Raw genomic sequence first — 22577 nt, forward strand, 5'->3', positions numbered from 1 at the left:
GTGGCCGGACATGCTCCGGCTGCGGCCATCGTCGATCCGCGATTGACGAGGCAGGCATTTATTCTGGATAGACTGGCATGAGCGAAAGCGTCGATAGCGTAGAACTGTTCACCGACGGCGCCTGTAAGGGCAACCCCGGTCCGGGCGGCTGGGGCGCCTTGCTGGTGTGCAAGGGCGTCGAAAAGGAACTGTGGGGCGGCGAGGCCAATACCACCAACAACCGCATGGAACTGCTCGGCGCCATCCGTGGCCTCGAAGCCTTGAAGCGGCCCTGCGAAGTATTGCTGGTGACCGACTCGCAGTACGTGATGAAAGGCATCAACGAGTGGATGGCCAACTGGAAGAAGCGCGGCTGGAAGACAGCGGCGAAAGAACCGGTGAAAAATGCTGATCTGTGGAAAGAACTCGACGAGCAGGTCAATCGCCACAAGGTCACCTGGAAGTGGGTGCGCGGGCACATCGGGCATCACGGCAACGAGCGGGCTGACCAGTTGGCCAACCGTGGCGTGGATGAAGTGCGCGGCTACAAGCAAAGCTGATTTCGCTTCTGAACCGTGGTGCGGCCATTCGCGAGCAAGCTCGCTCCCACAGGGAAATGCATTCCAGATCTGATGCCCCTTCCCTGAATTGGAATGCATTCCAATGTGGGAGCGAGCTTGCTCGCGAAGGGCGCGCCACGGTCTGACTGAAACACCCCGCCGAGCGTGTTAGTATCCGCTTCTTTGCACGATTGCCCCCGTTGAGAATTGAACACTGATGGCCACCAGATCCGTTGTACTCGATACCGAAACCACCGGCATGCCGGTGACCGATGGTCACCGGATCATTGAAATCGGCTGTGTCGAACTGATCGGTCGGCGCCTCACGGGCCGGCACTTTCACGTCTATCTGCAACCGGATCGCGAGAGTGACGAAGGCGCGATCGGCGTTCACGGCATCACCAACGAATTCCTCGTCGGCAAACCGCGTTTCGCCGAGGTGGCCGACGAGTTTTTCGAGTTCATCAACGGCGCGCAGCTGATCATCCATAACGCGGCGTTCGACGTTGGCTTCATCAACAACGAATTCGCCTTGATGGGCCAGCACGATCGCGCTGACATCACCCGGCACTGCTCGATCCTCGACACCCTGATGATGGCCCGGGAACGTCACCCGGGGCAGCGCAACAGCCTCGATGCGTTGTGCAAACGTTATGGCGTCGACAACTCCGGCCGTGAACTGCACGGCGCCTTGCTCGACTCGGAGATTCTCGCCGACGTCTACCTGACCATGACCGGTGGCCAGACCAGTCTGTCGCTGGCCGGTAACGCTTCCGACGGCAATGGCACAGGAGAGGGGGCGGACAACTCCGCCACCGAGATCCGTCGTCTGCCGGCCGATCGCCAGCCCGCGCGGATCATTCGGGCGACGGAAGAAGAGCTGGCGGCGCATATGGCGCGGCTGGAGATCATTGCCAAATCCGCCGGTGGTCCGGCATTGTGGACGCAGATCGCCGAGGCTGACGCTCAGGCTTGACCCTGTCCCTGTGGTGAGGGAGCAAGCTCTCTCGCCACAAAAGTCAGCTCAGGTGTCATGAAGCCAACTGGCCACCCTCGCCACTTTCGCTGCAACCCTCTACCCTGAGTGCATTGGCAGACATTGATCCGCCGCCTCGGGACACTGAGCCTCATGTACAAAGATTTGAAGTTTCCGGTGTTGATCGTCCACCGCGACATCAAGGCCGACACGGTCGCCGGTGACCGTATCCGTGGCATCGCCCGCGAGTTGGAGCAGGAAGGTTTCAATATCGTTTCGGCCACCGATTACACCGAAGGGCGGTTGGTGGCTTCGACCCATCATGGTCTGGCGTGCATGCTGATCGCTGCCGAAGACGCCAGCACGAACTCCCATTTATTGCAGAACATGGCTGAACTGATCGGCCTGGCGCGGGTGCGTGCTCCGGATCTGCCGATCTTTGCTCTGGGCGAACAGGTCACCCTGGAAAACGCCCCGGCCGATGCCATGGCCGAGCTTAATCAACTGCGCGGCATCCTGTATCTGTTCGAAGACACCGTGCCGTTCCTCGCCCGGCAAGTGGCGCGGGCGGCGCGCAAGTATCTGGATGGTTTGTTGCCGCCATTTTTCAAGGCGCTGGTGCAGCACACAGCCGACTCCAATTATTCCTGGCACACCCCAGGTCACGGCGGCGGTGTGGCGTATCACAAGAGTCCGGTGGGGCAGGCGTTTCATCAGTTCTTCGGGGAAAATACCCTGCGTTCGGATTTGTCGGTGTCTGTACCGGAGCTCGGTTCGCTGCTCGACCACACTGGCCCCCTCGCTGAAGCGGAAGCCCGCGCGGCGCGCAACTTCGGCGCCGACCACACCTTTTTCGTGATCAATGGCACCTCGACCGCCAACAAGATTGTCTGGCACTCGATGGTCGGTCGCGACGACCTGGTACTGGTTGATCGCAACTGTCACAAATCGGTGTTGCACGCGATCATCATGACCGGCGCAATCCCGCTGTACCTGTGTCCGGAGCGCAATGAACTGGGGATCATCGGCCCGATTCCGCTGAGTGAATTCAGTCGCGAATCGATTCAGGCCAAGATCGAGGCCAGCCCGTTGACCAAGGGGCGTGAGCCGAAAGTCAAACTGGCGGTGGTCACCAACTCAACCTACGACGGCTTGTGCTACAACGCCGAGCTGATCAAGCAGAACCTGGGCAACAGCGTCGAAGTGCTGCATTTCGACGAAGCCTGGTACGCCTATGCGGCGTTTCACGAGTTCTTCGCCGGTCGCTACGGCATGGCCACCTCGCGCAGCGAAACCAGCCCGCTGGTGTTCACCACCCATTCCACGCACAAACTGCTCGCCGCGTTCAGTCAGGCCTCGATGATTCATGTGCAGGACGGCGGCGCGCGGCAACTGGATCGTGATCGTTTCAATGAAGCGTTCATGATGCACATCTCGACCTCGCCGCAGTACAGCATCATTGCTTCGCTGGACGTGGCATCGGCGATGATGGAAGGCCCGGCCGGGCGCTCGCTGTTGCAGGAAACCTTCGACGAAGCCCTGAGCTTCCGCCGGGCGTTGGCTAATCTGCGGCAGCACATTGCCGCCGATGACTGGTGGTTCTCGATCTGGCAACCGCCGGGGGTCGAAGGTATCGACCGCGTGCAGACCGAAGACTGGCTGTTGCAGCCGGAGGCCGAATGGCACGGGTTTGGTGAAGTCAGTGACGACTACGTGCTGCTCGACCCCATCAAAGTCACCCTGGTGATGCCGGGGTTGAACGCCGGCGGTGCGTTGAGCGAGAAGGGCATCCCGGCGGCGGTGGTCAGCAAGTTCCTCTGGGAGCGTGGGCTGGTGGTGGAAAAGACCGGTCTGTATTCGTTTCTGGTGCTGTTTTCGATGGGGATCACCAAAGGCAAATGGAGCACGCTGCTTACTGAATTGCTGGAATTCAAGCGCAGTTACGATGCCAACGTCCGTCTCGAAACCTGCCTGCCGTGCGTTGCGCAACAAGACAGCACGCGATATCGCGGCATGGGCCTGCGCGATCTGTGCGATCAATTGCATGCCTGCTATCGCAGCAATGCCACGGCCAGACACCTTAAACGCATGTACACGGTACTGCCGGAAATCGCCATGAAACCGGCCCACGCCTATGATCATCTGGTGCGTGGCGAAGTCGAAGCGGTGCCGATAGATGAGCTGGAGGGGCGGATCGCGGCGGTGATGCTGGTGCCGTATCCGCCGGGTATTCCGTTGATCATGCCCGGCGAGCGCTTCACCGAAGCTACCCGCTCGATCATCGACTACCTGAAGTTTGCCCGCACGTTCGATAGCAGCTTTCCCGGTTTTGTCGCTGATGTGCATGGACTGCAACATGAAGATGAAGGCAATGGGCGGTTCTACACCGTCGATTGCGTCAAGGAATGAGGACTTTCCCGAGTATGCAACCGGTCATGAATCCGAAATACCCAGGGCTGTCGGTGCGGGTCGCCGATGAGGGCTTTGCGCCTTATATCTGGGGCAGCGACTTCAGTTTTGAGGTGGTTGCGTATGGGGCCGCGGTGGTCGGCGCACCGGTCGAGCAGTGGCAGGTGACGCCGATCGTGCCGTACCGCAAGTGCTACGGCATCGATCCCGAGGAGTTCAGCGCCTTTCACAATGCACCCGACAGCGCGATCTTCATGGCGTATCTGGATGACGAGCCGGTCGGTCATCTGGTGATCAGTACCAACTGGAACGGCTTCGCCCATATCGACGAGCTGGCGGTGCATGCCCCGGCCCGTCGGCACGGTGTGGCCAAGGCGTTGCTGGATGTCGCGCAGTTCTGGAGCCGCAAAAAGAAGCTGCCGGGGATCATGCTGGAAACCCAGAACAACAACCTCGGCGCCTGTCGGCTGTATGAGCGTTGCGGTTATGTAATTGGCGGTATCGACCATTTGCGTTATCGCGGCATCGATCCGAACACCGCCGAAGTGGCGCTGTTCTGGTATCGATTGTTCGATAATCCGCTGGAGCGCCCGCTCAGCTCGACAGCATCGCCTCGGCTTGTTCCGTGACGATTGCCAGCAGGGTCTGAATCGCAGAAGGCGTGGCCGCGTGTTTGCAGGTCAGCGCGTACAGGCTGATCGGCACTGCCGGTGACAACGGGCACACGTCCAGCCCGCCGGCCTTTGCGCCAAGGGCGGTGAACGGGTCGACGATGGCCAGCCCTTCGCCGGCCTCGACCATGCTGCGCATCATCTGGTGGGTTTGCACCCGGGTCTGGATGCTCGGCACGGGCCGCAGGGCCTGGAGCTTGTTTTCCAGTGCCGGGCTCAGCGGGTCGTGGCCTTCGAGGCCGACCATCGCCTGACCGGCGAGGTCCTGCAGGGAAATGTACTTTTGCTTCGGTTGCAGCCAGCCGTGGGGAGCGAGCAATTGCAACTTGCCGTGGGCCAGTGGCCGGGCGTTGATGTCGGGGTGTTCGGGGTCGTGCAGGCTCAGGCCCAGATCGCTTTCGCGCAGCAACAGGCTGCGGACGATGTCGCGGGTTGATGCGCCAAGCAAGGTGCACGGTGCGTCAGGCAGGCGCCGGCGCAGGGCGGCAAGGCTTTGTGGCAGTAATTGTTGCGCCAGCGGCGGGGTGCCGATGATGCGCAGGGGCGGGGCGAGGTATTGCTTGAGGCTGCTGGCCAGACGCTGCACTGGCTCCAGCGCTTCATAGACATGGGCGATTTCCACCTGCAATGCCCGGGCTTCGGGCGTTGCCTGCAGGCGTCCGCGCACGCTGGCGAACAGCATGAACCCCAACTCACTCTCGGCTTCACGCAAGCGCGCTTCGACGTCGGTCAGCGGCAATTGCAGCCATTCGGCGGCCGTGCCCAGGTGACCGGTCTGCAAGAGCGCCTGAATCACTTCGATATGACGTAAACGCATGCGTGAAGTCCATGTTCAGCAGGTGGGGTCAGAGGCTGAATCCTACCCCAACTCTGCGCATATGACTTCTGCTCATAACGAGGCGTTATTGAGCGACGGTTGGCTCGGGTTCGCGGATCAGGGTGATGTCCGACTGAACCAGCAAAAACTCATTGTCACTGAGCTTTTTGACGCGATCGCCAATCGCCAGTTTATAGGTGGTGACAGGCTCCATGCCGGTGAGACCGTCTGCCGACGGGGTGGATTCCTGGAACTCATGCACGGAATAAACGCGGCCTTCCGCATCTCTTGCATGGAACTGACCGACGAGTACTGCTGCCATCTGCTTAGAACCTCTGGAGATAAAACGCTTGATTTGCGGCTTGGTAGACCTTCATCAAGCCCTGTAAGTTTTCCTACAGGAAAAAAATAATCAGTGCGGAGGAATTTCCCTTGCGCGCTGGTGAAACTGTCATCGAATCATCTATAACTACAGGCTCTTCCAACGGACAGTCGAGAGTCTTCCATGAGCAATGTCTACAACGTCGCTGTAGTCGTCGGCAGCCTGCGCAAAGCATCGATCAACCGCAAAGTCGCACTGGCGCTGGCCGAGCTGGCACCGGCGAACCTCAAACTGAAGATTGTCGAAATTGGCGACCTGCCACTCTATAACGAAGACATTGACGGCGATTCACCGCCCGCAGCCTACAGCACTTTCCGCCAAGAAGTAGGCTCTTCCGACGCGGTGCTGTTTGTCACCCCGGAATATAACCGCTCGGTGCCGGCACCGTTGAAGAATGCGATTGACGTGGGTTCACGGCCGTATGGCAAAAGCGTCTGGAGCGGTAAGCCGGGTGCGGTAATCAGCGTGTCGCCGGGGGCGATTGGCGGTTTTGGCGCCAACCAGCATCTGCGTCAGTCCTTCGTGTTTCTCAATGTGCCGTGCATGCAGCAGCCGGAAGCGTATCTGGGTGGCGCGGGTTCGGCATTTGACGAGGCGGGCAAGTTGAGCGACTCGGTGAAGCCATTCCTGCAGAATTTCATCAATGCGTATGGGCAGTTCGTGGAGCAACACAAGAAATAATCTGGTCAGATCGGCGGTAAAACAGAGAACATGTGGGAGCGAGCTTGCTCGCGAAAGGGCCATCAGCCACACCTTTGGTGACTGACAGTTCGCTTTCGCGAGCAAGCTCGCTCCCACATTTTTGTTGGCTTATTTTCCATTTATTAAGGCTGTTGCGGATGCTCGCTGCGTCACTGATTTTCCTGCTGACCATTACCCTTGTCATCTGGCAACCCAAAGGCCTCGGCGTCGGCTGGAGTGCGACGCTTGGCGCCGTACTGGCGCTGATCTTCGGTGTCGTTCACCTGAGCGATATCCCGCTGGTGTGGCAGATCATCTGGAACGCCACCGGCACGTTCGTCGCGCTGATCATCATCAGCCTGTTGCTCGACGAAGCCGGGTTCTTTGCCTGGGCCGCGCTGCATGTGGCGCGCTGGGGGCGGGGCAGCGGACGCAAGCTGTTTGCCTTTATGGTGCTGCTCGGTGCGCTGGTGTCGGCGCTGTTCGCCAATGACGGCGCGGCACTGATCCTGACGCCCATCGTCATCTCCATGCTGCTGGCGCTGCGTTTTTCACCGGCGGCAACCCTGGCGTTCGTGATGGGGGCCGGTTTTATCGCCGACACCGCGAGCCTGCCGCTGGTGGTATCGAACCTGGTCAACATTGTCTCGGCAGACTTCTTTCACATCGGCTTCAACCGCTATGCGGCGGTGATGGTGCCGGTCAACTTTGTCAGCGTTGCGGCGACGCTGGGCATGTTGCTGTGGTTTTTTCGCCGCGACATTCCGGCGGCTTACGACCCTGAACAACTCGAACACCCAGAAACTGCGATTCACGATAAAGCCACGTTCTACGCCGGTTGGGCAGTGTTGGTAATCCTCCTCATCGGCTGTTTTGCGCTGGAGCCACTGGGCATTCCGATCAGTGCGATTTCCGCGGTGTGCGCCGCGCTGTTGCTGGGCATCGCTGCCCGCGGCCACAAGATCTCCACGCGCAAGGTGATGAAAGAAGCGCCGTGGCAGATCGTGATTTTCTCGCTGGGCATGTACCTGGTGGTGTATGGCCTGCGTAATGCCGGGCTGACCGGGTATCTGGCCGGTTGGCTGGATGTGTTTGGCGAGCATGGCGTGTGGGGCGCGGCGCTGGGCACCGGTGTGCTGACGGCGTTGCTGTCGTCGATCATGAACAACTTGCCGACGGTGTTGATCGGGTTGTTGTCGATTGATGCCAGTCAGGCGAGCGGGGTGGTCAAGGAAGCGATGATTTACGCCAACGTGATTGGCAGTGACCTGGGGCCGAAAATTACGCCGATCGGCAGCCTGGCCACGTTGTTGTGGCTGCATGTGCTGGAGCGCAAGGGTATTCACATTGGTTGGGGGTACTACTTCAAAGTGGGGATTGTGCTGACGGTGCCGGTGCTGTTGATTACCTTGGCGGCATTGGCTCTGCGGTTATCCCTTTAGACCGTGTTGACCCCTATCGCTGGCAAGCCAGCTCCCACAGGTTTTTTGGTGTGGCTTCGGTAGTGAGCACACAGAAGCCCCCTGTGGGAGCTGGCTTGCCAGCGATGAGGCAGTACAAGCACTACAAAATCTCAGGCCTGACCCGGCACATTCGGCCAAAGATCCGACACCAGAAACAATCGCTCCGCCTCTTCCCATTCGCCCCGTGCATTCTCGATCAGGCGCACCATCAGTTGCGCCGGGGCCAGGGGTTCCAGGTCATCCAGCCACATCTGCAAGTGTGCGTGGCTCCAGGTCTGGTCCGCCGGATAATGCGCCGGTGCGAGCCAGGCGTGGCGGGGCAGCGGTTGCCAGCGTCCGGCCGGGCGCTGATCGACAAAGGCCGGCCAGTCTTTTTGATGCAGCCAACTGCCACGCAGGTGTTGCGGATGTGCGCCTTTCGGCGGTGCGGCCTCACCGGGCCACGGGTACAGCAGGTATCCGCCCAGCCACAGCTGCGCACCGAACACCCCGATGCCCAGCGTCGCCAGCGCCTCGCGGCTTTCCGGACGGGCCGATATCGGCAATTGATGCTCGGCCAGATGTGCCAGTTTGCGGTCCAGCCGGTCATGGCATCCGGGCCCCAGCCACTGCGCCGGATCCCGTCCGTCACCGTGCTGCGGCCCGAGGTACAACTTGATCGCCAGCTCCAGATGATGCACGCCGTCGCGGTCTCGCAGCAGCATGTCCAGTTCGCCGAGGGTGTGACCTTCGCGGCGGATCGGCAGGTTGGCGGCGATCAATTCGATGCCCGGCGCGTGCTCCACCGCAAACTGCCACAACCGTTCGTAATACAGGCCCAGGCGCCGGGTGCGCGCCTGCGACAGCCAGTGCAGCAAGCCATAACTGTCGCGGTCGAGCTCGCGCAACCAGTGTTCCAGTCGCTGCGGGTCATGCACCCAATCGCTGCCGGCCAGCGGATGACGCTGCGGCCACGGCGTGGCGGCGAGCATCGGCGGGGCCAGAATTACCCACGCCAGATCCCGCACTTCCGGATGGCGTAATTGGTGCGGCAGCTGGAGCAAATCGGGAAACAGGATCATCTTGCGAGCATAGCCTGAAACACGAGCACACCCTTGAGGCTGAAAGGATTTTGTCTATCGCAGGCTTTCGCCCATAATCGTGCTTTTCGCGTTTTCGATTGTCCGCAGAGGTCCCATGGAGCAATTTCGCAATATCGGCATCATCGGTCGCCTGGGCAGTTCCCAGGTGCTGGATACCGTCCGCCGACTGAAACGCTTTCTGCTCGATCGTCACCTGCACGTGATTCTCGAAGACACCATCGCCGAAGTCCTGCCGGGCCACGGCCTGCAGACCTCGTCGCGCAAGATGCTCGGCGAAGTCTGCGACATGGTCATCGTCGTCGGCGGTGACGGCAGCCTGCTCGGCGCCGCTCGCGCCTTGGCCAAGCACAATATTCCGGTACTCGGGATCAACCGTGGCAGCCTCGGTTTTCTCACCGACATTCGCCCCGATGAGCTGGAAGTCGAAGTGGCCAAGGTGCTCGACGGCCATTACCTGGTGGAAAACCGCTTCCTGCTGCAAGCCGAAGTGCGCCGGCATGCCGAGGCCATCGGCCAGGGCGATGCACTCAACGACGTGGTGCTGCACCCGGGCAAATCGACGCGGATGATTGAGTTCGAGCTGTACATCGACGGCCAGTTCGTTTGCAGCCAGAAGGCCGACGGCCTGATCGTCGCCACCCCGACCGGCTCCACGGCCTACGCGCTGTCCGCCGGCGGGCCGATCATGCATCCCAAGCTCGACGCCATTGTGATTGTGCCGATGTACCCCCATATGTTGTCGAGCCGGCCAATTGTGGTCGATGGCAACAGTGAGCTGAAAATCGTCGTGTCGAAAAACATGCAGATCTATCCGCAGGTCTCCTGCGACGGGCAGAACCACTTCACCTGCGCGCCGGGCGACACCATCACCGTCAGCAAGAAAGCCCAGAAGCTGCGGCTGATTCACCCGCTCGACCACAACTATTACGAAGTCTGCCGGACCAAGCTCGGCTGGGGCAGCAAGTTGGGTGGTGGAGGCGACTGATGCTCGATCCCGCGCGCAGTTATGACCTGATTGGTGACGTGCACGGATGCGCCCTGACCCTCGAACACCTGCTTGACCGTCTCGGTTACCACAAGCAGGGCGGGGTCTGGCGGCATCCATCGCGCATGGCCGTGTTCGTCGGCGACATCATTGACCGTGGCCCGCGAATCCGCGAGGCACTGCACATCGTCCACGACATGGTCGAGGCTGGCCAGGCCTTGTGCATCATGGGCAACCACGAATTCAACGCGCTCGGCTGGAGCACGCCGGCGCCACCGGGCAGCGGCAAGCAGTTCGTCCGCGAACACACGCCGCGCCATGCGCGCCTGCTGCACGAAACCCTGAGCCAGTTCGAAGACCATCCGGGGGACTGGCACGACTTCCTCAACTGGTTCTACGAGCTGCCGCTGGTGGTGGATGCCGGACGCTTCCGCGTGGTGCACGCCTGTTGGGATGCCAGCCTGATCGAACCGTTACGCGGGCTGTTCGCCGATGCGCGCATTGATGAACACTTTCTCCAGGCCTCGGCCGTGCCCGGCAGCTTCGCCTGCACCGTGTTCGATCGCCTGCTGCGCGGCACCGACATGCGCCTGCCGGATGGCCTGACCATGACCAGCGGCGACGGCCTGGTGCGTTCGTTCTTCCGCACCAAATTCTGGGAAGACGACCCGAAAACCTACGGCGACATCGTCTTCCAGCCGGATGCATTGCCAGAGCCGGTGGCGCAGAAGCCGCTGAGCTCCAGCGAAAAAAACAACCTGCTGCGCTACGGCGTCGACGAGCCGTTGCTGTTCGTCGGCCACTACTGGCGCAGCGGCCAACCGGCGCCGATCCGCCCGAACCTCGCGTGTCTCGATTACAGCGCGGTGCTCTACGGCAAGCTGGTGGCCTATCGTCTGGATCAGGAAACCCGCCTCGATCCGCATAAATTTGTCTGGGTCGATGTCGAGCGGCCGGAGGTGCTGCAATGAGTGCGGTAGCGGTATTGCGTCTGCCGTTGGCGGTGGACCTGAGCGGTTTCGTCAAACTGCTGCAACGCATGCAGGTGCCGCATCGGGTCAGCGAAGAGGCGGGCGAGCAGGTGCTGTGGGCACCGGCGGAAATCAGCGAGGACGTGCGTTCGCTGTACGAGCGCTTCCCGGCGGGCGATCCCGATCAGCAACTGGAGATCCCGGTGGCGCCGACCTTCAAGCGTCCGAGCTTCGCCGAACAACTCAAACACGCCAAGGCCACCGGATTTATCCTGCTGCTGAGCCTGCTGGTCGGTGGCCTGACCTACCTGGGCGACAACCTCGACACCATCCGCCTGCTGACCTTCCTCGACTTCCGCGTAGTCGGCGAGTACATCCAGTTCACGCCGCTGGCCGACAGTCTGGCGGCGGGGCAGTGGTGGCGCCTGTTCACGCCGATGCTGCTGCACTTTGGCATTCTGCACCTGGCCATGAACGGCATGTGGTACTGGGAGCTGGGGCGGCGCATCGAGTCACGTCAGGGCAGCATCAATCTGCTCGGTCTGACCCTGCTGTTCAGCCTGGTGTCGAACTACGCGCAGTTCGCCTGGAGTGGCCCGAGTCTGTTTGGCGGCTTGTCCGGCGTGCTCTACGGATTGCTCGGCCACTGCTGGATTTTCCAGTTGCTGGCGCCGAACCCGGCGTATCGCCTGCCGCGTGGCGTGCTGGTGATGATGCTGGTGTGGCTGGTGATCTGCATGTCCGGGCTGGTCTCGATGATCGGTTTCGGCCAGATCGCCAACGCCGCGCACGTTAGCGGGTTACTCATCGGATGCTTCACCGGTTTGTTGGGCGGTTTGTATAACCGCCGTAAACTGGCCGCCTAAAATTTTCAGTGAATAAAGAGCACGGAGACCCTGATGTCCTCTTTTAACGAAATGATCAACAACATCACCCCGGACATCTACGAGAGCCTGAAACTGGCCGTGGAAATCGGCAAGTGGTCCGACGGCGGCAAACTCACCGCCGAACAGCGCGAGCTGTCGTTGCAGGCGATGATCGCCTGGGAAATCCAGAACCTGCCTGAAGAGCAGCGCACCGGTTACATGGGCCCGCAGGAATGTGCGTCGAAGTCGATCGAAGTGCCGAACATTCTGTTCAAGTCGGATGCCATCCATTGATCGAGATTGGCCGCGGTGCAATCAGCAAAATGTCGGCGCGCCTCGACGGGCCGAACGTGCAATATGCGTTTCGTCTGGATGACGTCGAGGTGCCGGTCAATCCCATGATCGGCACCACGGTGCGTCTGGAGTACCTGGGGGCGATTCATTGCACCCATTGCGGACGCAAGACCAAAACCAGTTTCAGTCAGGGTTACTGCTACCCGTGCATGACCAAGCTGGCGCAGTGCGACTTGTGCATCATGAGCCCGGAGCGCTGCCACTTCGAGGCCGGCACCTGCCGTGAACCCGAGTGGGGCCAGAAGTTTTGCATGACCGACCATGTGGTGTATCTGGCCAACTCGTCGGGCATCAAGGTTGGCATCACCCGCGCTACGCAATTGCCGACCCGCTGGCTTGATCAGGGCGCCAGTCAGGCGTTGCCGATCATGCGTGTGTCCACGCGCCAGCAGTCCGGCTTCGTCGAAGACCTGTTCCGCAGCCAGGTGGCGGACAAAACCAACTGGCGCGCGTTGCTCAAGGGCGATGCGGCGGCGGTGGACCTGGCGCAAGTGCGCGATCAGCTGTTTGAAAGCTGCGTGGAGGGCTTGCAAGGTCTGCAACAGCGATTCGGCCTACAGGCAATTCAGACGATTGCCGATGTCGAACCGCTCGAAATCCGCTATCCGGTCGAGCAATACCCGGCCAAAATCGTCAGCTTCAACCTGGACAAGAACCCGATTGCCGAAGGCACGCTTCTGGGGATCAAGGGCCAGTACCTGATTTTCGACACCGGCGTGATCAACATTCGTAAGTACACGGCCTATCAGCTCGCCGTGCATCAATAAGGATTCCAGCATGCGCACCGAACAACCGAAGATGATTTACCTGAAGGACTATCAGGCACCCGAGTACCTGATCGACGAGACGCACCTGACCTTCGAGTTGTTCGAGGATCACAGTCTGGTCCACGCGCAACTGGTGATGCGCCGCAACCCTGAGCGTGGCCCGGGCCTGCCGCCGCTGGTGCTCGACGGCCAGCAACTGGAGTTGCTGTCGGTGACCCTGGCCGACCAGGAACTCGGCGCCGACGACTATCAGCTGACGGAAAACACCCTGACCCTGCAGCCCGCCAGCGCCAGCTTCACCGTCGACACCAGCGTAAAGATCCACCCGGAAACCAACACCGCGCTGGAAGGCCTGTACAAGTCCGGGACGATGTTCTGCACCCAGTGCGAGGCCGAAGGCTTCCGCAAGATCACCTATTACCTCGACCGCCCGGACGTGATGAGCAAGTTCACCACCACCGTGGTCGCCGAGCAGCACAGCTACCCGGTGTTGCTCTCCAACGGCAACCCGATCGCCTCGGGCCCCGGCGAAGACGGCCGGCACTGGGCGACCTGGGAAGACCCGTTCATGAAACCGGCGTACCTGTTCGCGCTGGTGGCCGGTGACCTGTGGTGCGTCGAAGACACCTTCACCACCATGACCAATCGCAATGTCGCGCTGCGCATCTACGTCGAGCCGGAAAACATCGACAAGTGCCAGCACGCGATGAACAGCCTGAAGAAGTCGATGCGCTGGGACGAAGAGGTCTACGGTCGCGAGTACGATCTGGACATCTTCATGATCGTCGCGGTGAATGACTTCAACATGGGCGCGATGGAGAACAAGGGCCTCAATATCTTCAACTCCAGCGCAGTGCTGGCCCGCGCCGAAACCGCCACCGACGCCGCGCACCAGCGGGTCGAGGCGATCGTCGCCCACGAATACTTCCATAACTGGTCGGGCAACCGCGTGACCTGCCGCGACTGGTTCCAGTTGTCGCTGAAAGAAGGCTTCACCGTGTTCCGCGATGCCGGTTTCTCCTCGGACATGAACTCGGCCACGGTCAAGCGCATTCAGGACGTGGCGTACCTGCGTACCCACCAGTTCGCCGAAGATGCAGGTCCCATGGCCCACGCGGTGCGGCCGGACAGCTTCATCGAAATTTCCAACTTCTACACCCTGACCGTGTACGAAAAGGGCTCGGAAGTGGTCGGCATGATCCACACCCTGCTCGGCGCCGAAGGCTTCCGCAAGGGCAGCGACCTGTATTTCGAACGCCACGACGGTCAGGCCGTGACCTGCGACGATTTCATCAAGGCCATGGAAGATGCCAACGGCGTCGACTTCAGCCAGTTCAAGCGCTGGTACAGCCAGGCGGGCACACCGCGTCTGGCGGTGAGCGAGTCCTATGACGCCGCAGCGAAGACCTACAGCCTGACCTTCCGCCAGAGCTGCCCGGCAACCCCGGACAAGGTCGAAAAACTGCCGTTCGTGATTCCGGTCGAACTCGGCCTGCTCGACAGCAATGGCAATGAGATAGCCCTGCGTCTGGCTGGCGAAGCGTCGGCGCAAGGCACCACTCGCGTGATCTCGGTGACCGAAGCCGAACAGACTTTCACCTTCGTCGACGTCGCCGAACATCCGCTGCCGTCCTTGCTGCGTGGTTTCTCGGCCCCGGTGAAACTGAGCTTCCCGTACAGCCGCGATCAGTTGATGTTCCTGATGCAGCATGACAGCGACGGTTTCAACCGCTGGGATGCCGGGCAGCAGTTGTCGGTGCAGGTGCTGCAAGAGCTGATCGGCCAGCAGCAAAAGGGCGAGAGTCTGGTACTCGATTCGCGGTTGATCACGGCGCTGCGTACCGTGCTGTCCGATGAGTCGCTGGATCAGGCGATGGTCGCCGAAATGCTCTCGCTGCCGGGTGAGGCCTATCTCACCGAAATCAGCGAAGTGGCTGACGTCGAAGCCATCCACACCGCACGCGAATTTGCCCGCAAGCAACTGGCGGACAATCTGTTTGAGGCGCTGTGGCTGCGTTATCAGGCCAACCGCGACCTGTCGAAGCAGACGCCGTACGTGGCCGAGGCCGAGCACTTCGCCCGTCGTGCGCTGCAGAATATTGCGCTGTCGTACCTGATGCTCAGCGGCAAACCTGAAGTACTGGCCGCCGCACTGGAGCAGTTCGAAAACAGCGACAACATGACCGAGCGCCTGACCGCGCTGGCCGTGCTGGTCAACTCGCCGTTCGAGGAGCAGAAAGCCCTGGCGCTGGCGAGCTTCGCCGAGCACTTCAAGGACAACCCGCTGGTCATGGATCAGTGGTTCAGCGTGCAGGCCGGCAGCACCTTGCCGGGCGGTCTGGAGCGCGTGAAAGCGTTGATGCAGCACCCGGCGTTCACGATCAAGAACCCGAACAAGGTGCGTGCACTGGTGGGTGCGTTCGCCGGACAGAACCTGATCAACTTCCACGCGGCGGATGGTTCGGGCTACCGTTTCCTCGCCGATCTGGTGATCGAACTGAACGGCTTCAACCCACAGATCGCCTCGCGCCAACTGGCGCCGCTGACCCGCTGGCGCAAATATGACAGCGCGCGGCAGGCGTTGATGAAGGCCGAGCTGGAGCGGATTCTGGCTTCCGGTCAGCTGTCCAGCGACGTGTACGAAGTGGTGAGCAAAAGCCTGGCGTAAGCCGGGTTACACCAGACACTGTGGGAGCGGGCTTGCCCGCGATGGCGGCATTAGATTCAACGTCGATGTTGAATGATCTGCCGCTATCGCTGGCAAGCCAGCTCCCACAGTTTTTTTGCGTTTGCGTTATTTCAGATCGAAGCGATCCAGCTCCATCACCTTGGCCCACGCCGCCACGAAGTCCTTCACGAACTGTTCCTTCGCGTCAGAGCTCGCATACACCTCGGCCAGCGCCCGCAGGATCGCGTTCGAACCGAACACCAGATCAACCCGCGTTGCCGTCCATTTCACGCTCCCTGTATTACGGTCGCGACCTTCGAACTCGTCCGCCGCCCGTGAGGTCGGCTTCCACTCCACGCCCATGTCCAGCAGGTTGGTGAAGAAGTCGTTACTCAAGGTTTCCGTGCGGGTGGTGAAGACGCCGTGACGACTCTGCCCGGTGTTGGCGCCCAAGACACGTAGGCCGCCGACCAGCACGGTCATTTCCGGCGCGGAGAGGGTCAGCAGTTGAGCCTTGTCGATCAGCAGAGCTTCCGCTGAAACGGTGTATTTGCCCTTGCTGTAGTTACGGAAACCATCGGCGATCGGTTCGAGGAAACCAAACGATTCGACGTCGGTTTGCTCCTGGGTGGCATCGGTGCGTCCTGGGGTGAACGGCACGGAAACCGAGTGCCCGGCGTTTTTCGCCGCTTGCTCGACCCCGGCATTACCGGCCAGCACAATCAGGTCCGCCAGCGAGACTTTCTTCCCGGAGGCTCCGGCATTGAACTCGTTCTGAATGCCTTCAAGGGTTTTCAGCACCTTGTCCAGTTGCTCCGGCTGATTGGCCTGCCAGAACTTCTGCGGGGCCAGACGCAGACGACCGCCATTGGCGCCGCCACGCTTGTCGGAACCGCGGAACGTCGATGCTGCGGCCCACGCGGTGGAGACCAGTTGCGACACCGACAGACCGGACGCCAGCACTTTGCTTTTCAGCGCCGTCGCGTCATTGCTGTCGATCAGCGGGTGAGTCGCGTCCGGAATCGGGTCTTGCCACAGCAGCTCTTCATTGGGCAGTTCCGGGCCGAGGTAGCGCGAGAGCGGGCCCATGTCGCGGTGGATCAGCTTGTACCAGGCGCGGGCGAAGGCGTCGGCCAGTTGCTCCGGGTTGGCCAGGAAGCGCCGGGCGATCGGCTCGTAGATCGGGTCGAAGCGCAGCGCCAGGTCAGACGTGAGCATGGTCGGCGAGAGTTTCTTGCTCGGATCGTGAGCATGCGGAACGGTGCCGGCGCCAGCGCCGTTTTTTGGTTTCCACTGGTGCGCCCCCGCCGGGCTTTTGAACAGCTCCCACTCGAAGCCGAACAGGTTTTCCAGGTAGTTGTTGCTCCACTGGGTCGGCGTGGTGGTCCAGGTCACTTCCAGGCCGCTGGTGATGGTGTCGGCGCCTTTGCCGGTGCCGAAGGCGTTGCGCCAGCCGAGGCCTTGTTCTTCCAGCCCGGCGGCTTCCGGCTCCGGCCCGACATTGTCGGCAGGGCCGGCGCCGTGGGTCTTGCCAAAGGCGTGACCGCCGGCGATCAGCGCCACGGTTTCTTCATCGTTCATGGCCATGCGGGCGAAGGTTTCACGGATGTCGCGCCCGGAGGCGACTGGATCGGGATTGCCCTCCGGGCCTTCCGGGTTCACGTAGATCAAGCCCATCTGCACCGCGGCGAGAGGGTTTTCCAGATTGCGTTCGCCCTGATCGGTGCGGCTTTCCTCTTTGCCATGCAGATCGGGTTCGGCCACCAGCGTGCCGTCACCGGGTTCCTGCATGGCTGATTTGTCTTTGCCGTAGCGACTGTCGCCGCCGAGCCATTCGCGTTCCGAGCCCCAGTACACGTCCTCATCCGGCTCCCACACATCGGGTCGGCCACCGGAGAAACCGAAGGTCTTGAAGCCCATCGACTCCAGCGCGACGTTGCCGGTGAGGACAATCAGGTCAGCCCAGGAAATGTTGCGGCCATACTTCTGTTTGATCGGCCACAGCAGGCGCCGGGCCTTGTCCAGGCTGACGTTGTCCGGCCAGCTGTTGAGCGGGGCAAAACGCTGTTGCCCGGAGCCGGCGCCGCCGCGGCCATCGGCGGTGCGATAGGTGCCAGCGCTGTGCCAGGCCATGCGGATGAACAGCGGGCCGTAGTGGCCGAAGTCGGCGGGCCACCAGTCCTGCGAGTCGGTCATCAGCACGCGCAGGTCTTGTTTCAGCGCCTGGAAGTCCAGGCTTTTGAAGGCTTTGGCGTAGTCGAAGTCCTTGCCCAGCGGATCGGACTTGGGCGAGTGCTGGCTGAGGATCTTCAGGTTAAGTTGATTCGGCCACCAGTCACGGTTCGTCGTACCACCACCGGCGGCGTGGTTGAACGGGCATTTCGATTCGTTTGCCATGTTCGGGTCCTTATCAGGTCTTCTACGGCCGGCTCGTGCCGACTTCGGACTAGTAAGGCTAGACCCGACTGGCGCAGTCAGCTAATAGGCCGACTATTGGGTGTTGATAGTCAGAACCTTTTAGTGCGTGCGCCATGCAGGATTTGTCGCAGGACGTTGTGCTCAGCTCGATTGTGCGGCTTCGTCGTCCGGCACGTCGTCGAGGATGTCTTCCTGCCCCGGTACTTCAGTGATCACGCTGAAATCCGTCACTTCCACTGCACCAAGCCCATATCCCAATAAGTGGAAGGAGAAGGCCTTGCGCGGCAGCGGGTTGTCGAAGCTGAAATCCATCTCCAGCGGCTGATCCGCGGTGGCGACCATCTCCGACGGCAGCCCCAGCTGCACGTCCTGTTCGAACTCCTTGGCCTTGAGCTGAATGTACGCTGCCTGCTGCGGATCGACCGAGCGCACCGTCAGGCGTACGCGGGTGTGCGAGCCCTTGGGCATTTCCAGGTATTGCGCGCCGATCAGGTTATCGGCCCAGTCATCCTTGATCTGCGCCTGCAGCGGGATGACGTTGTTGCTGCCGAACTGATAGCGATGATTGAGCGGGGTGCGCAGCAACGACAGGTCCAGCGCATCGGCCCGGGCGGCGATCTGCCGGGCCGGGTGACCGCTGTAGTTGCCCTTGAACTTCGCGCTTTCGGCGATGAAGCCGGCGCTTTCGTAATAGCGGCAGCGGCGCGGCATGTCGCATTCGGAGAAAATGCCGTGACCATCGTGATAGCGCAGCTTGCCGTTGGTGAACGACATGATTTCGCGGCCGCTGTCGTAGTCGCGGAACAACGAGCGACCGCTCAGCGCGGACGGCACCGGCAGGTCGAAATAGTCGAGTATCGAAGCGCTCAGATCGACGTGGCCATAGACCCCGGCATTCAGTCGCGGCAGCTGTTCATGCTCCGGCGCCAGGGTCAGGTTGAATCCCCAGGAGGAGGCCAGGCGCACGCCGTCGATGCCGTGGGATTCATCCGACGTGATCATCACCAGAGTGTCCTTGAGCACGCCCTGGCGTTCCAGGCCGCTGAGGAACTGTTCCAGGGCATCGTCGAGATAACCGACGGCGGCCTGTTTCGGCGTTTCGTAACGCTCAAGGTAATCGTCCGGCGCGGAGTAGGGCTGGTGGGTGCCGACGGTCAGCAGCGTCAGCATCCACGGTTGTTTTTGCGTCTTCAGTTGGCCGACATAATCCAGCGCACCTTCGAAGAAGGCCCTGTCGTCCTTGCCCCACGGGAATTCCAGATAGTTGGCGTTGCTGAACCACTCCAGACCATGCGTGGCAGCGAAACCGATGTGCGGCATGATCTTGTCTTTGGCCATGAAACGCAGGCCGGCACCTTGCAGATAATGCGTGCTGAAGCCGTTCTGACGCAGTTGCGCCGGCAGGCACGCCTTATTGCGCTCATGCTGGGTCAGCATTTCCACGCCTTTGGGCGTACCGTTGTTGAGCTTGTCGTAATCGCCGCAAAGCATCGCGTACAGGCCACGAATGGTCTGGTGGGTGTGCAATACGTAATCCGGCGTGTTCATGCCGCGCTCGGCCCAACGGCTGAGGTTGGGCATGAGGTCTTCCTGATAGTGGCTGCCGATGGCTTCGCGGTTGGCGCGGATGTAGGCGCCGGGGATGCCTTCCAGGGCGATGATCAATACGTTGCGTGCCTGGCCCGGTGCACTCAGCAGTTTGTGCCCGTTGAGGTCGACATCGGTAAGCCCGGCCATGACCGGCGCGGCTTCTTCGACATCACCGTCGAGCCATTCCTCGGCCTGGATTTGCAGATCGGCGACCTGACTGGCGAGCATCTGATGCGGCAGGTTGTACTGCCGCCACGGATCGTCTTCGTTCGGCCACAGGTTCTGCGCAGCCCAGTGTGCGGCGAACAGCACCACGGGGGCGGCCCAGATGGCGCGAGGCAGGGCCGGGCGCTTCACTGCGCGGCTGACGAACTGTGTCAGCAGCCAGAACAGCAGCGCCACCAGCAAGGTCACCGCCAATGCCGGATGCGCCATCCCGCCGCCGGTGGAGTTCTCGACGAATTGCGGGTCGATCAGGTAATGCAGATCCGCCGGCGTCGGCAGGCGCCCGACGGCGCTGACCAGTTCCGCCGTGGCCACCGCCAGCAAACCCCAGAACAACAGCACCGGCAATGCCAGCCACCACGCTCGCCGATGCAGCACCACCAGCAGCAGACTGCCGATGGCCAGGTCCGACAGATAACCCAGCGGCGTCGACCAGCCCAGCGCCGCGCGCAGACACACCGGGACGATCAGCACCAGCACAATCAGCGAAAAGAGGCGGGCATGCGGCCGCCGCAGCCAGTGAAAAAAAGCGCTCACAAAAAAAGACCTTCCACGTCATCAAACCGTCAAAAAAGTGTGGGCGATGATACCAAGGGTGGGCGGTCTGATTGCCTTTTTAAACGCACGGCTGATTCGGTGGCGGGCCGCTCTTGAAGGGTGGGCAGCACGTCCGAAGCCTTGATGGGCGCGCCTGTCGGAGGGCGTTCGGCTGGTTTGTCGCTGCAGATGTGCGACGGTTTTATTGTTTCAGGCTGTTTACTGGCGGTGGTTTCCCTGTAGGTGCTGCGATCTTTTGACTTTGATTTCTTAACGCAAGATCAAAAGATCGCAGTCTCGTTTAGCTCGACAGCGCCGACACGAATTGCTTTATGCCGGCCCGACAATCGCGTGCTATCCATATGCAATAAAGGTATTTAATTTCTGTTTTTTATAGCGATAAAGTCATGCCTTTCAGCACACCACCCCCTGCTGCGAGGTAGTCATGGCCACACCGTTCAAACGTTCCGCGCTGACTCTGTTGGCCGCTTCCCTGGCAGCGGGCGCGCTGTTCAGCAGCGGCGCCCAGGCTGAAGGCAAGATCAGCATTGCCCAGCAATTCGGCATCGGTTACCTGATTCTCGATGTGGTGCGCGATCAGCAACTGATCGAAAAGCACGGTAAGGCACAGGGCCTCGATATCAAGGTCGACTGGAACAGCATCTCTGGCGCGACTGCGATGAATGAAGCGCTGCTCACCGGTTCACTGGATGTGGTGTCTGCGGGCGTGCCCCCCATGCTGACCGTGTGGGATCGCACCAAGGGCAAACAGAACGTCAAGGCCATCGCCGCCCTCGGCTCAATGCCCAACTACCTGCTGACCAACAACCCGAACATCAAGACCCTCAAGGACTTCAGCGACAAGGACCGCATTGCCGTGCCCGCTGCCGGCGTCGGCTTCCAGTCGCGTACCTTGCAGATCGAAACCGCCAGGGAGTTCGGTGACGATCAGTACAAGAAATTCGACGACATCTCGGTCAGCCTGCCGCACCCGGACGCTACGGCGGCGCTGATTGCCGGCGGCTCGGAAATCAACGCGCACTTCTCCAGCCCGCCATTCCAGTACCAGGCCCTGCAAAACCCCAACGTGCACAAAGTGCTGAGTTCCTATGACGTACTCGGCGGCCAGGCTACGTTCAACGTGTTGTACACCACCGAAAAATTCCACGACGAAAACCCGAAAACCTACAAGGCGTTTTACGACGCACTGGCGGAAGCGGAGACGATCATCAAAGCCGACAAACCTGCCGCGGCCCAGGCGTACATCCGCGTCGAGCAATCGAAGCTGCCGCTGGCGCTGGTCGAACAAATCGTCAAGGACCCGGAAATCGACTTCACCGTGGTCCCGCAGCGCACCTTTATCTACGCCGAGAAACTGCAAGAGCTGGGCGTGCTGAAGAACAAGGCGGGGAGCTGGAAGGATTACTTCTTTGAAGAGGCGCATGCTGGCGCGGGGAGTTGATGGACGAGGGGTAAGCTGACTCGGGGTTTATACCGATCGGAATCGGTATGCCTCGCCGATTAATGGCTTGCCGCTGCAGTTGCATTGAACGGTAGTTCTTCTATGGGAGCGGGCTTGCTCGCGAAAATGGTGTGTCACTGCAGTCAATGCTGACTGACGCGACGTCTTCGCGAGCAAGCCCGCTCCCACAGGAGGCGGTGTTGCTCACAAACCTGTATTTACACGCAGAACCTGTGGGAGCGGGCTTGCCCGCGATGGCGTCAGCGGCCACAACGCCTTGCTCAGTCCTTGTCACAGATCCCTGCTATTGAGGCAATTGCAGATTATCCAGCGCGCGGTTCACCGCCAGCTCACTCAGCATGATCAGTTGCGCAATCCCCAACAGCGTCCGGCGCTGCGCTGCCGGCAACAGGGCGGCGGCGTCATGTGCGATGGTCTTGGCTGAAGCGAGTGTGTCGCTGGCATCGACCAGCAGTTCCTCGTTTTTGAAGTCGGCGGTGACGGCGTACATCCCGCGGCTTCTGCGTGACAGTGGGGTGGAGCCGGGCGGGCAGAGGTAGTGATCGAGGGCGCGGTCGGCGGCTTCGTGGAGTTTTTTTGAGTCGAGGGATTCGTAGGGGGAGGTGGTGTCGGTTTCGGGCGGGTTGGGTGTTGGTTTGATCATGGTAAAGCTCCGTGGTTGATTTAGCCGCCACGGCTCATCGCTAAACAAGT

Annotated in this window: 19 protein-coding genes; 13 read left to right on the plus strand and 6 right to left on the minus strand. The window is 60.9% G+C overall.

The features are described from left to right. Nucleotides 1-77: 77 nt before the first annotated feature. The 4 genes from rnhA to PseuLF5_RS01030 all read left to right on the plus strand — a co-directional run bounded on the left by rnhA (nt 78) and on the right by PseuLF5_RS01030 (nt 4553). Nucleotides 78-539: a ribonuclease HI gene (rnhA, locus tag PseuLF5_RS01015; protein ID WP_003224162.1), complete on the plus strand. Its 462-nt coding sequence runs from the start codon at nt 78-80 to the stop codon at nt 537-539. Between the two features lie 217 nt (nt 540-756). Continuing rightward, nucleotides 757-1515 carry a DNA polymerase III subunit epsilon gene (gene dnaQ, locus PseuLF5_RS01020; protein WP_123462797.1) on the plus strand — a complete coding sequence of 253 codons (759 nt, stop codon included), beginning with the start codon at nt 757-759 and terminating at the stop codon, nt 1513-1515. A gap of 153 nt (nt 1516-1668) precedes the next feature. Then, nucleotides 1669-3924 (plus strand): Orn/Lys/Arg decarboxylase N-terminal domain-containing protein, encoded by a 2256-nt coding sequence (locus PseuLF5_RS01025; protein ID WP_123462799.1) that lies wholly within the window; start codon nt 1669-1671, stop codon nt 3922-3924. A gap of 14 nt (nt 3925-3938) precedes the next feature. After that, nucleotides 3939-4553 carry a GNAT family N-acetyltransferase gene (locus tag PseuLF5_RS01030; protein ID WP_123462801.1) on the plus strand — a complete coding sequence of 205 codons (615 nt, stop codon included), beginning with the start codon at nt 3939-3941 and terminating at the stop codon, nt 4551-4553. Here the strand turns inward: PseuLF5_RS01030 and PseuLF5_RS01035 are convergent. After that, nucleotides 4519-5412, minus strand: coding sequence for a LysR substrate-binding domain-containing protein (locus tag PseuLF5_RS01035; RefSeq protein WP_340132712.1), 894 nt, complete (start codon nt 5410-5412; stop codon nt 4519-4521). The genes PseuLF5_RS01030 and PseuLF5_RS01035 overlap by 35 nt on opposite strands. A gap of 85 nt (nt 5413-5497) precedes the next feature. Further along, nucleotides 5498-5734, minus strand: coding sequence for a hypothetical protein (locus tag PseuLF5_RS01040; protein WP_064587205.1), 237 nt, complete (start codon nt 5732-5734; stop codon nt 5498-5500). Nucleotides 5735-5917: 183 nt separating this feature from the next. Between PseuLF5_RS01040 and PseuLF5_RS01045 the strand changes: the two genes are divergently transcribed. Beyond that, on the plus strand, nt 5918-6475 hold the full coding sequence (locus PseuLF5_RS01045) for an NADPH-dependent FMN reductase (RefSeq protein WP_123462805.1): 558 nt from the start codon (nt 5918-5920) through the stop codon (nt 6473-6475). A gap of 158 nt (nt 6476-6633) precedes the next feature. Further along, nucleotides 6634-7917, plus strand: a complete 1284-nt coding sequence (locus tag PseuLF5_RS01050; RefSeq protein WP_123462807.1) for an arsenic transporter — start codon at nt 6634-6636, stop codon at nt 7915-7917. Between the two features lie 131 nt (nt 7918-8048). On the opposite strand, the gene PseuLF5_RS01055 is transcribed toward PseuLF5_RS01050, so the two are convergent. Continuing rightward, nucleotides 8049-8999 carry a DUF1853 family protein gene (locus tag PseuLF5_RS01055; protein ID WP_340132713.1) on the minus strand — a complete coding sequence of 317 codons (951 nt, stop codon included), beginning with the start codon at nt 8997-8999 and terminating at the stop codon, nt 8049-8051. A gap of 115 nt (nt 9000-9114) precedes the next feature. Here PseuLF5_RS01055 and PseuLF5_RS01060 point away from each other — a divergent pair, with 115 nt between their 5' ends. From PseuLF5_RS01060 to pepN, 6 genes are read left to right on the plus strand one after another with little or no spacing between them, the layout of a single operon-like run. Then, on the plus strand, nt 9115-10005 hold the full coding sequence (locus PseuLF5_RS01060) for an NAD(+) kinase (protein WP_003224174.1): 891 nt from the start codon (nt 9115-9117) through the stop codon (nt 10003-10005). Next, nucleotides 10002-10976 (plus strand): metallophosphoesterase, encoded by a 975-nt coding sequence (locus PseuLF5_RS01065; protein WP_409202031.1) that lies wholly within the window; start codon nt 10002-10004, stop codon nt 10974-10976. Before PseuLF5_RS01060 ends, PseuLF5_RS01065 begins: the two co-directional genes overlap by 4 nt. Beyond that, nucleotides 10973-11842: a rhomboid family intramembrane serine protease gene (locus tag PseuLF5_RS01070; RefSeq protein WP_186748543.1), complete on the plus strand. Its 870-nt coding sequence runs from the start codon at nt 10973-10975 to the stop codon at nt 11840-11842. Before PseuLF5_RS01065 ends, PseuLF5_RS01070 begins: the two co-directional genes overlap by 4 nt. A 33-nt stretch (nt 11843-11875) precedes the next feature. Next, a complete protein-coding gene (locus PseuLF5_RS01075) occupies nt 11876-12136 on the plus strand; it encodes a YeaC family protein (RefSeq protein WP_123462815.1) in 261 nt (86 codons plus the stop codon). Further along, complete coding sequence (locus tag PseuLF5_RS01080; protein ID WP_340132714.1) at nt 12133-12963, plus strand: DUF2797 domain-containing protein; 831 nt, start codon at nt 12133-12135, stop codon at nt 12961-12963. The genes PseuLF5_RS01075 and PseuLF5_RS01080 overlap by 4 nt, the downstream gene beginning before the upstream one ends. A 10-nt stretch (nt 12964-12973) precedes the next feature. Continuing rightward, nucleotides 12974-15631: an aminopeptidase N gene (pepN, locus tag PseuLF5_RS01085; protein WP_123462817.1), complete on the plus strand. Its 2658-nt coding sequence runs from the start codon at nt 12974-12976 to the stop codon at nt 15629-15631. Nucleotides 15632-15757: 126 nt separating this feature from the next. On the opposite strand, the gene katG is transcribed toward pepN, so the two are convergent. Together katG and PseuLF5_RS01095 are read right to left on the minus strand one after the other, a co-directional pair. Then, entirely contained in the window at nt 15758-18028 is a 2271-nt protein-coding gene (gene katG, locus PseuLF5_RS01090; protein WP_340132715.1) for a catalase/peroxidase HPI, read from the minus strand. Nucleotides 18029-18190: 162 nt separating this feature from the next. Next, entirely contained in the window at nt 18191-20401 is a 2211-nt protein-coding gene (locus tag PseuLF5_RS01095) for an LTA synthase family protein (protein WP_340132716.1), read from the minus strand. Between the two features lie 445 nt (nt 20402-20846). Between PseuLF5_RS01095 and PseuLF5_RS01100 the strand changes: the two genes are divergently transcribed. Continuing rightward, entirely contained in the window at nt 20847-21863 is a 1017-nt protein-coding gene (locus PseuLF5_RS01100; RefSeq protein ID WP_186748547.1) for an ABC transporter substrate-binding protein, read from the plus strand. 304 nt (nt 21864-22167) lie between these two features. Here the strand turns inward: PseuLF5_RS01100 and PseuLF5_RS01105 are convergent, their stop codons facing one another. Then, nucleotides 22168-22527, minus strand: coding sequence for a DUF6124 family protein (locus tag PseuLF5_RS01105; RefSeq protein ID WP_123462824.1), 360 nt, complete (start codon nt 22525-22527; stop codon nt 22168-22170). Between the last annotated feature and the right edge of the window lie 50 nt (nt 22528-22577).

The organism is Pseudomonas sp. LF-5 (genome assembly GCF_037626295.1).
Taxonomy (GTDB): Bacteria; Pseudomonadota; Gammaproteobacteria; order Pseudomonadales; family Pseudomonadaceae; genus Aquipseudomonas; species Aquipseudomonas monsensis.

What these genes read in the sequence shown, in the direction of transcription:
- rnhA (WP_003224162.1), top strand. Translation starts at nt 78, where the DNA reads ATGAGCGAAAGCGTCGATAGCGTAGAACTGTTCACCGACGGCGCCTGT.
- dnaQ (WP_123462797.1), top strand. Translation starts at nt 757, where the DNA reads ATGGCCACCAGATCCGTTGTACTCGATACCGAAACCACCGGCATGCCG.
- PseuLF5_RS01025 (WP_123462799.1), top strand. Translation starts at nt 1,669, where the DNA reads ATGTACAAAGATTTGAAGTTTCCGGTGTTGATCGTCCACCGCGACATC.
- PseuLF5_RS01030 (WP_123462801.1), top strand. Translation starts at nt 3,939, where the DNA reads ATGCAACCGGTCATGAATCCGAAATACCCAGGGCTGTCGGTGCGGGTC.
- PseuLF5_RS01035 (WP_340132712.1), bottom strand. Translation starts at nt 5,412, where the DNA reads ATGCGTTTACGTCATATCGAAGTGATTCAGGCGCTCTTGCAGACCGGT.
- PseuLF5_RS01040 (WP_064587205.1), bottom strand. Translation starts at nt 5,734, where the DNA reads ATGGCAGCAGTACTCGTCGGTCAGTTCCATGCAAGAGATGCGGAAGGC.
- PseuLF5_RS01045 (WP_123462805.1), top strand. Translation starts at nt 5,918, where the DNA reads ATGAGCAATGTCTACAACGTCGCTGTAGTCGTCGGCAGCCTGCGCAAA.
- PseuLF5_RS01050 (WP_123462807.1), top strand. Translation starts at nt 6,634, where the DNA reads ATGCTCGCTGCGTCACTGATTTTCCTGCTGACCATTACCCTTGTCATC.
- PseuLF5_RS01055 (WP_340132713.1), bottom strand. Translation starts at nt 8,999, where the DNA reads ATGATCCTGTTTCCCGATTTGCTCCAGCTGCCGCACCAATTACGCCAT.
- PseuLF5_RS01060 (WP_003224174.1), top strand. Translation starts at nt 9,115, where the DNA reads ATGGAGCAATTTCGCAATATCGGCATCATCGGTCGCCTGGGCAGTTCC.
- PseuLF5_RS01070 (WP_186748543.1), top strand. Translation starts at nt 10,973, where the DNA reads ATGAGTGCGGTAGCGGTATTGCGTCTGCCGTTGGCGGTGGACCTGAGC.
- PseuLF5_RS01075 (WP_123462815.1), top strand. Translation starts at nt 11,876, where the DNA reads ATGTCCTCTTTTAACGAAATGATCAACAACATCACCCCGGACATCTAC.
- pepN (WP_123462817.1), top strand. Translation starts at nt 12,974, where the DNA reads ATGCGCACCGAACAACCGAAGATGATTTACCTGAAGGACTATCAGGCA.
- katG (WP_340132715.1), bottom strand. Translation starts at nt 18,028, where the DNA reads ATGGCAAACGAATCGAAATGCCCGTTCAACCACGCCGCCGGTGGTGGT.
- PseuLF5_RS01100 (WP_186748547.1), top strand. Translation starts at nt 20,847, where the DNA reads ATGGCCACACCGTTCAAACGTTCCGCGCTGACTCTGTTGGCCGCTTCC.
- PseuLF5_RS01105 (WP_123462824.1), bottom strand. Translation starts at nt 22,527, where the DNA reads ATGATCAAACCAACACCCAACCCGCCCGAAACCGACACCACCTCCCCC.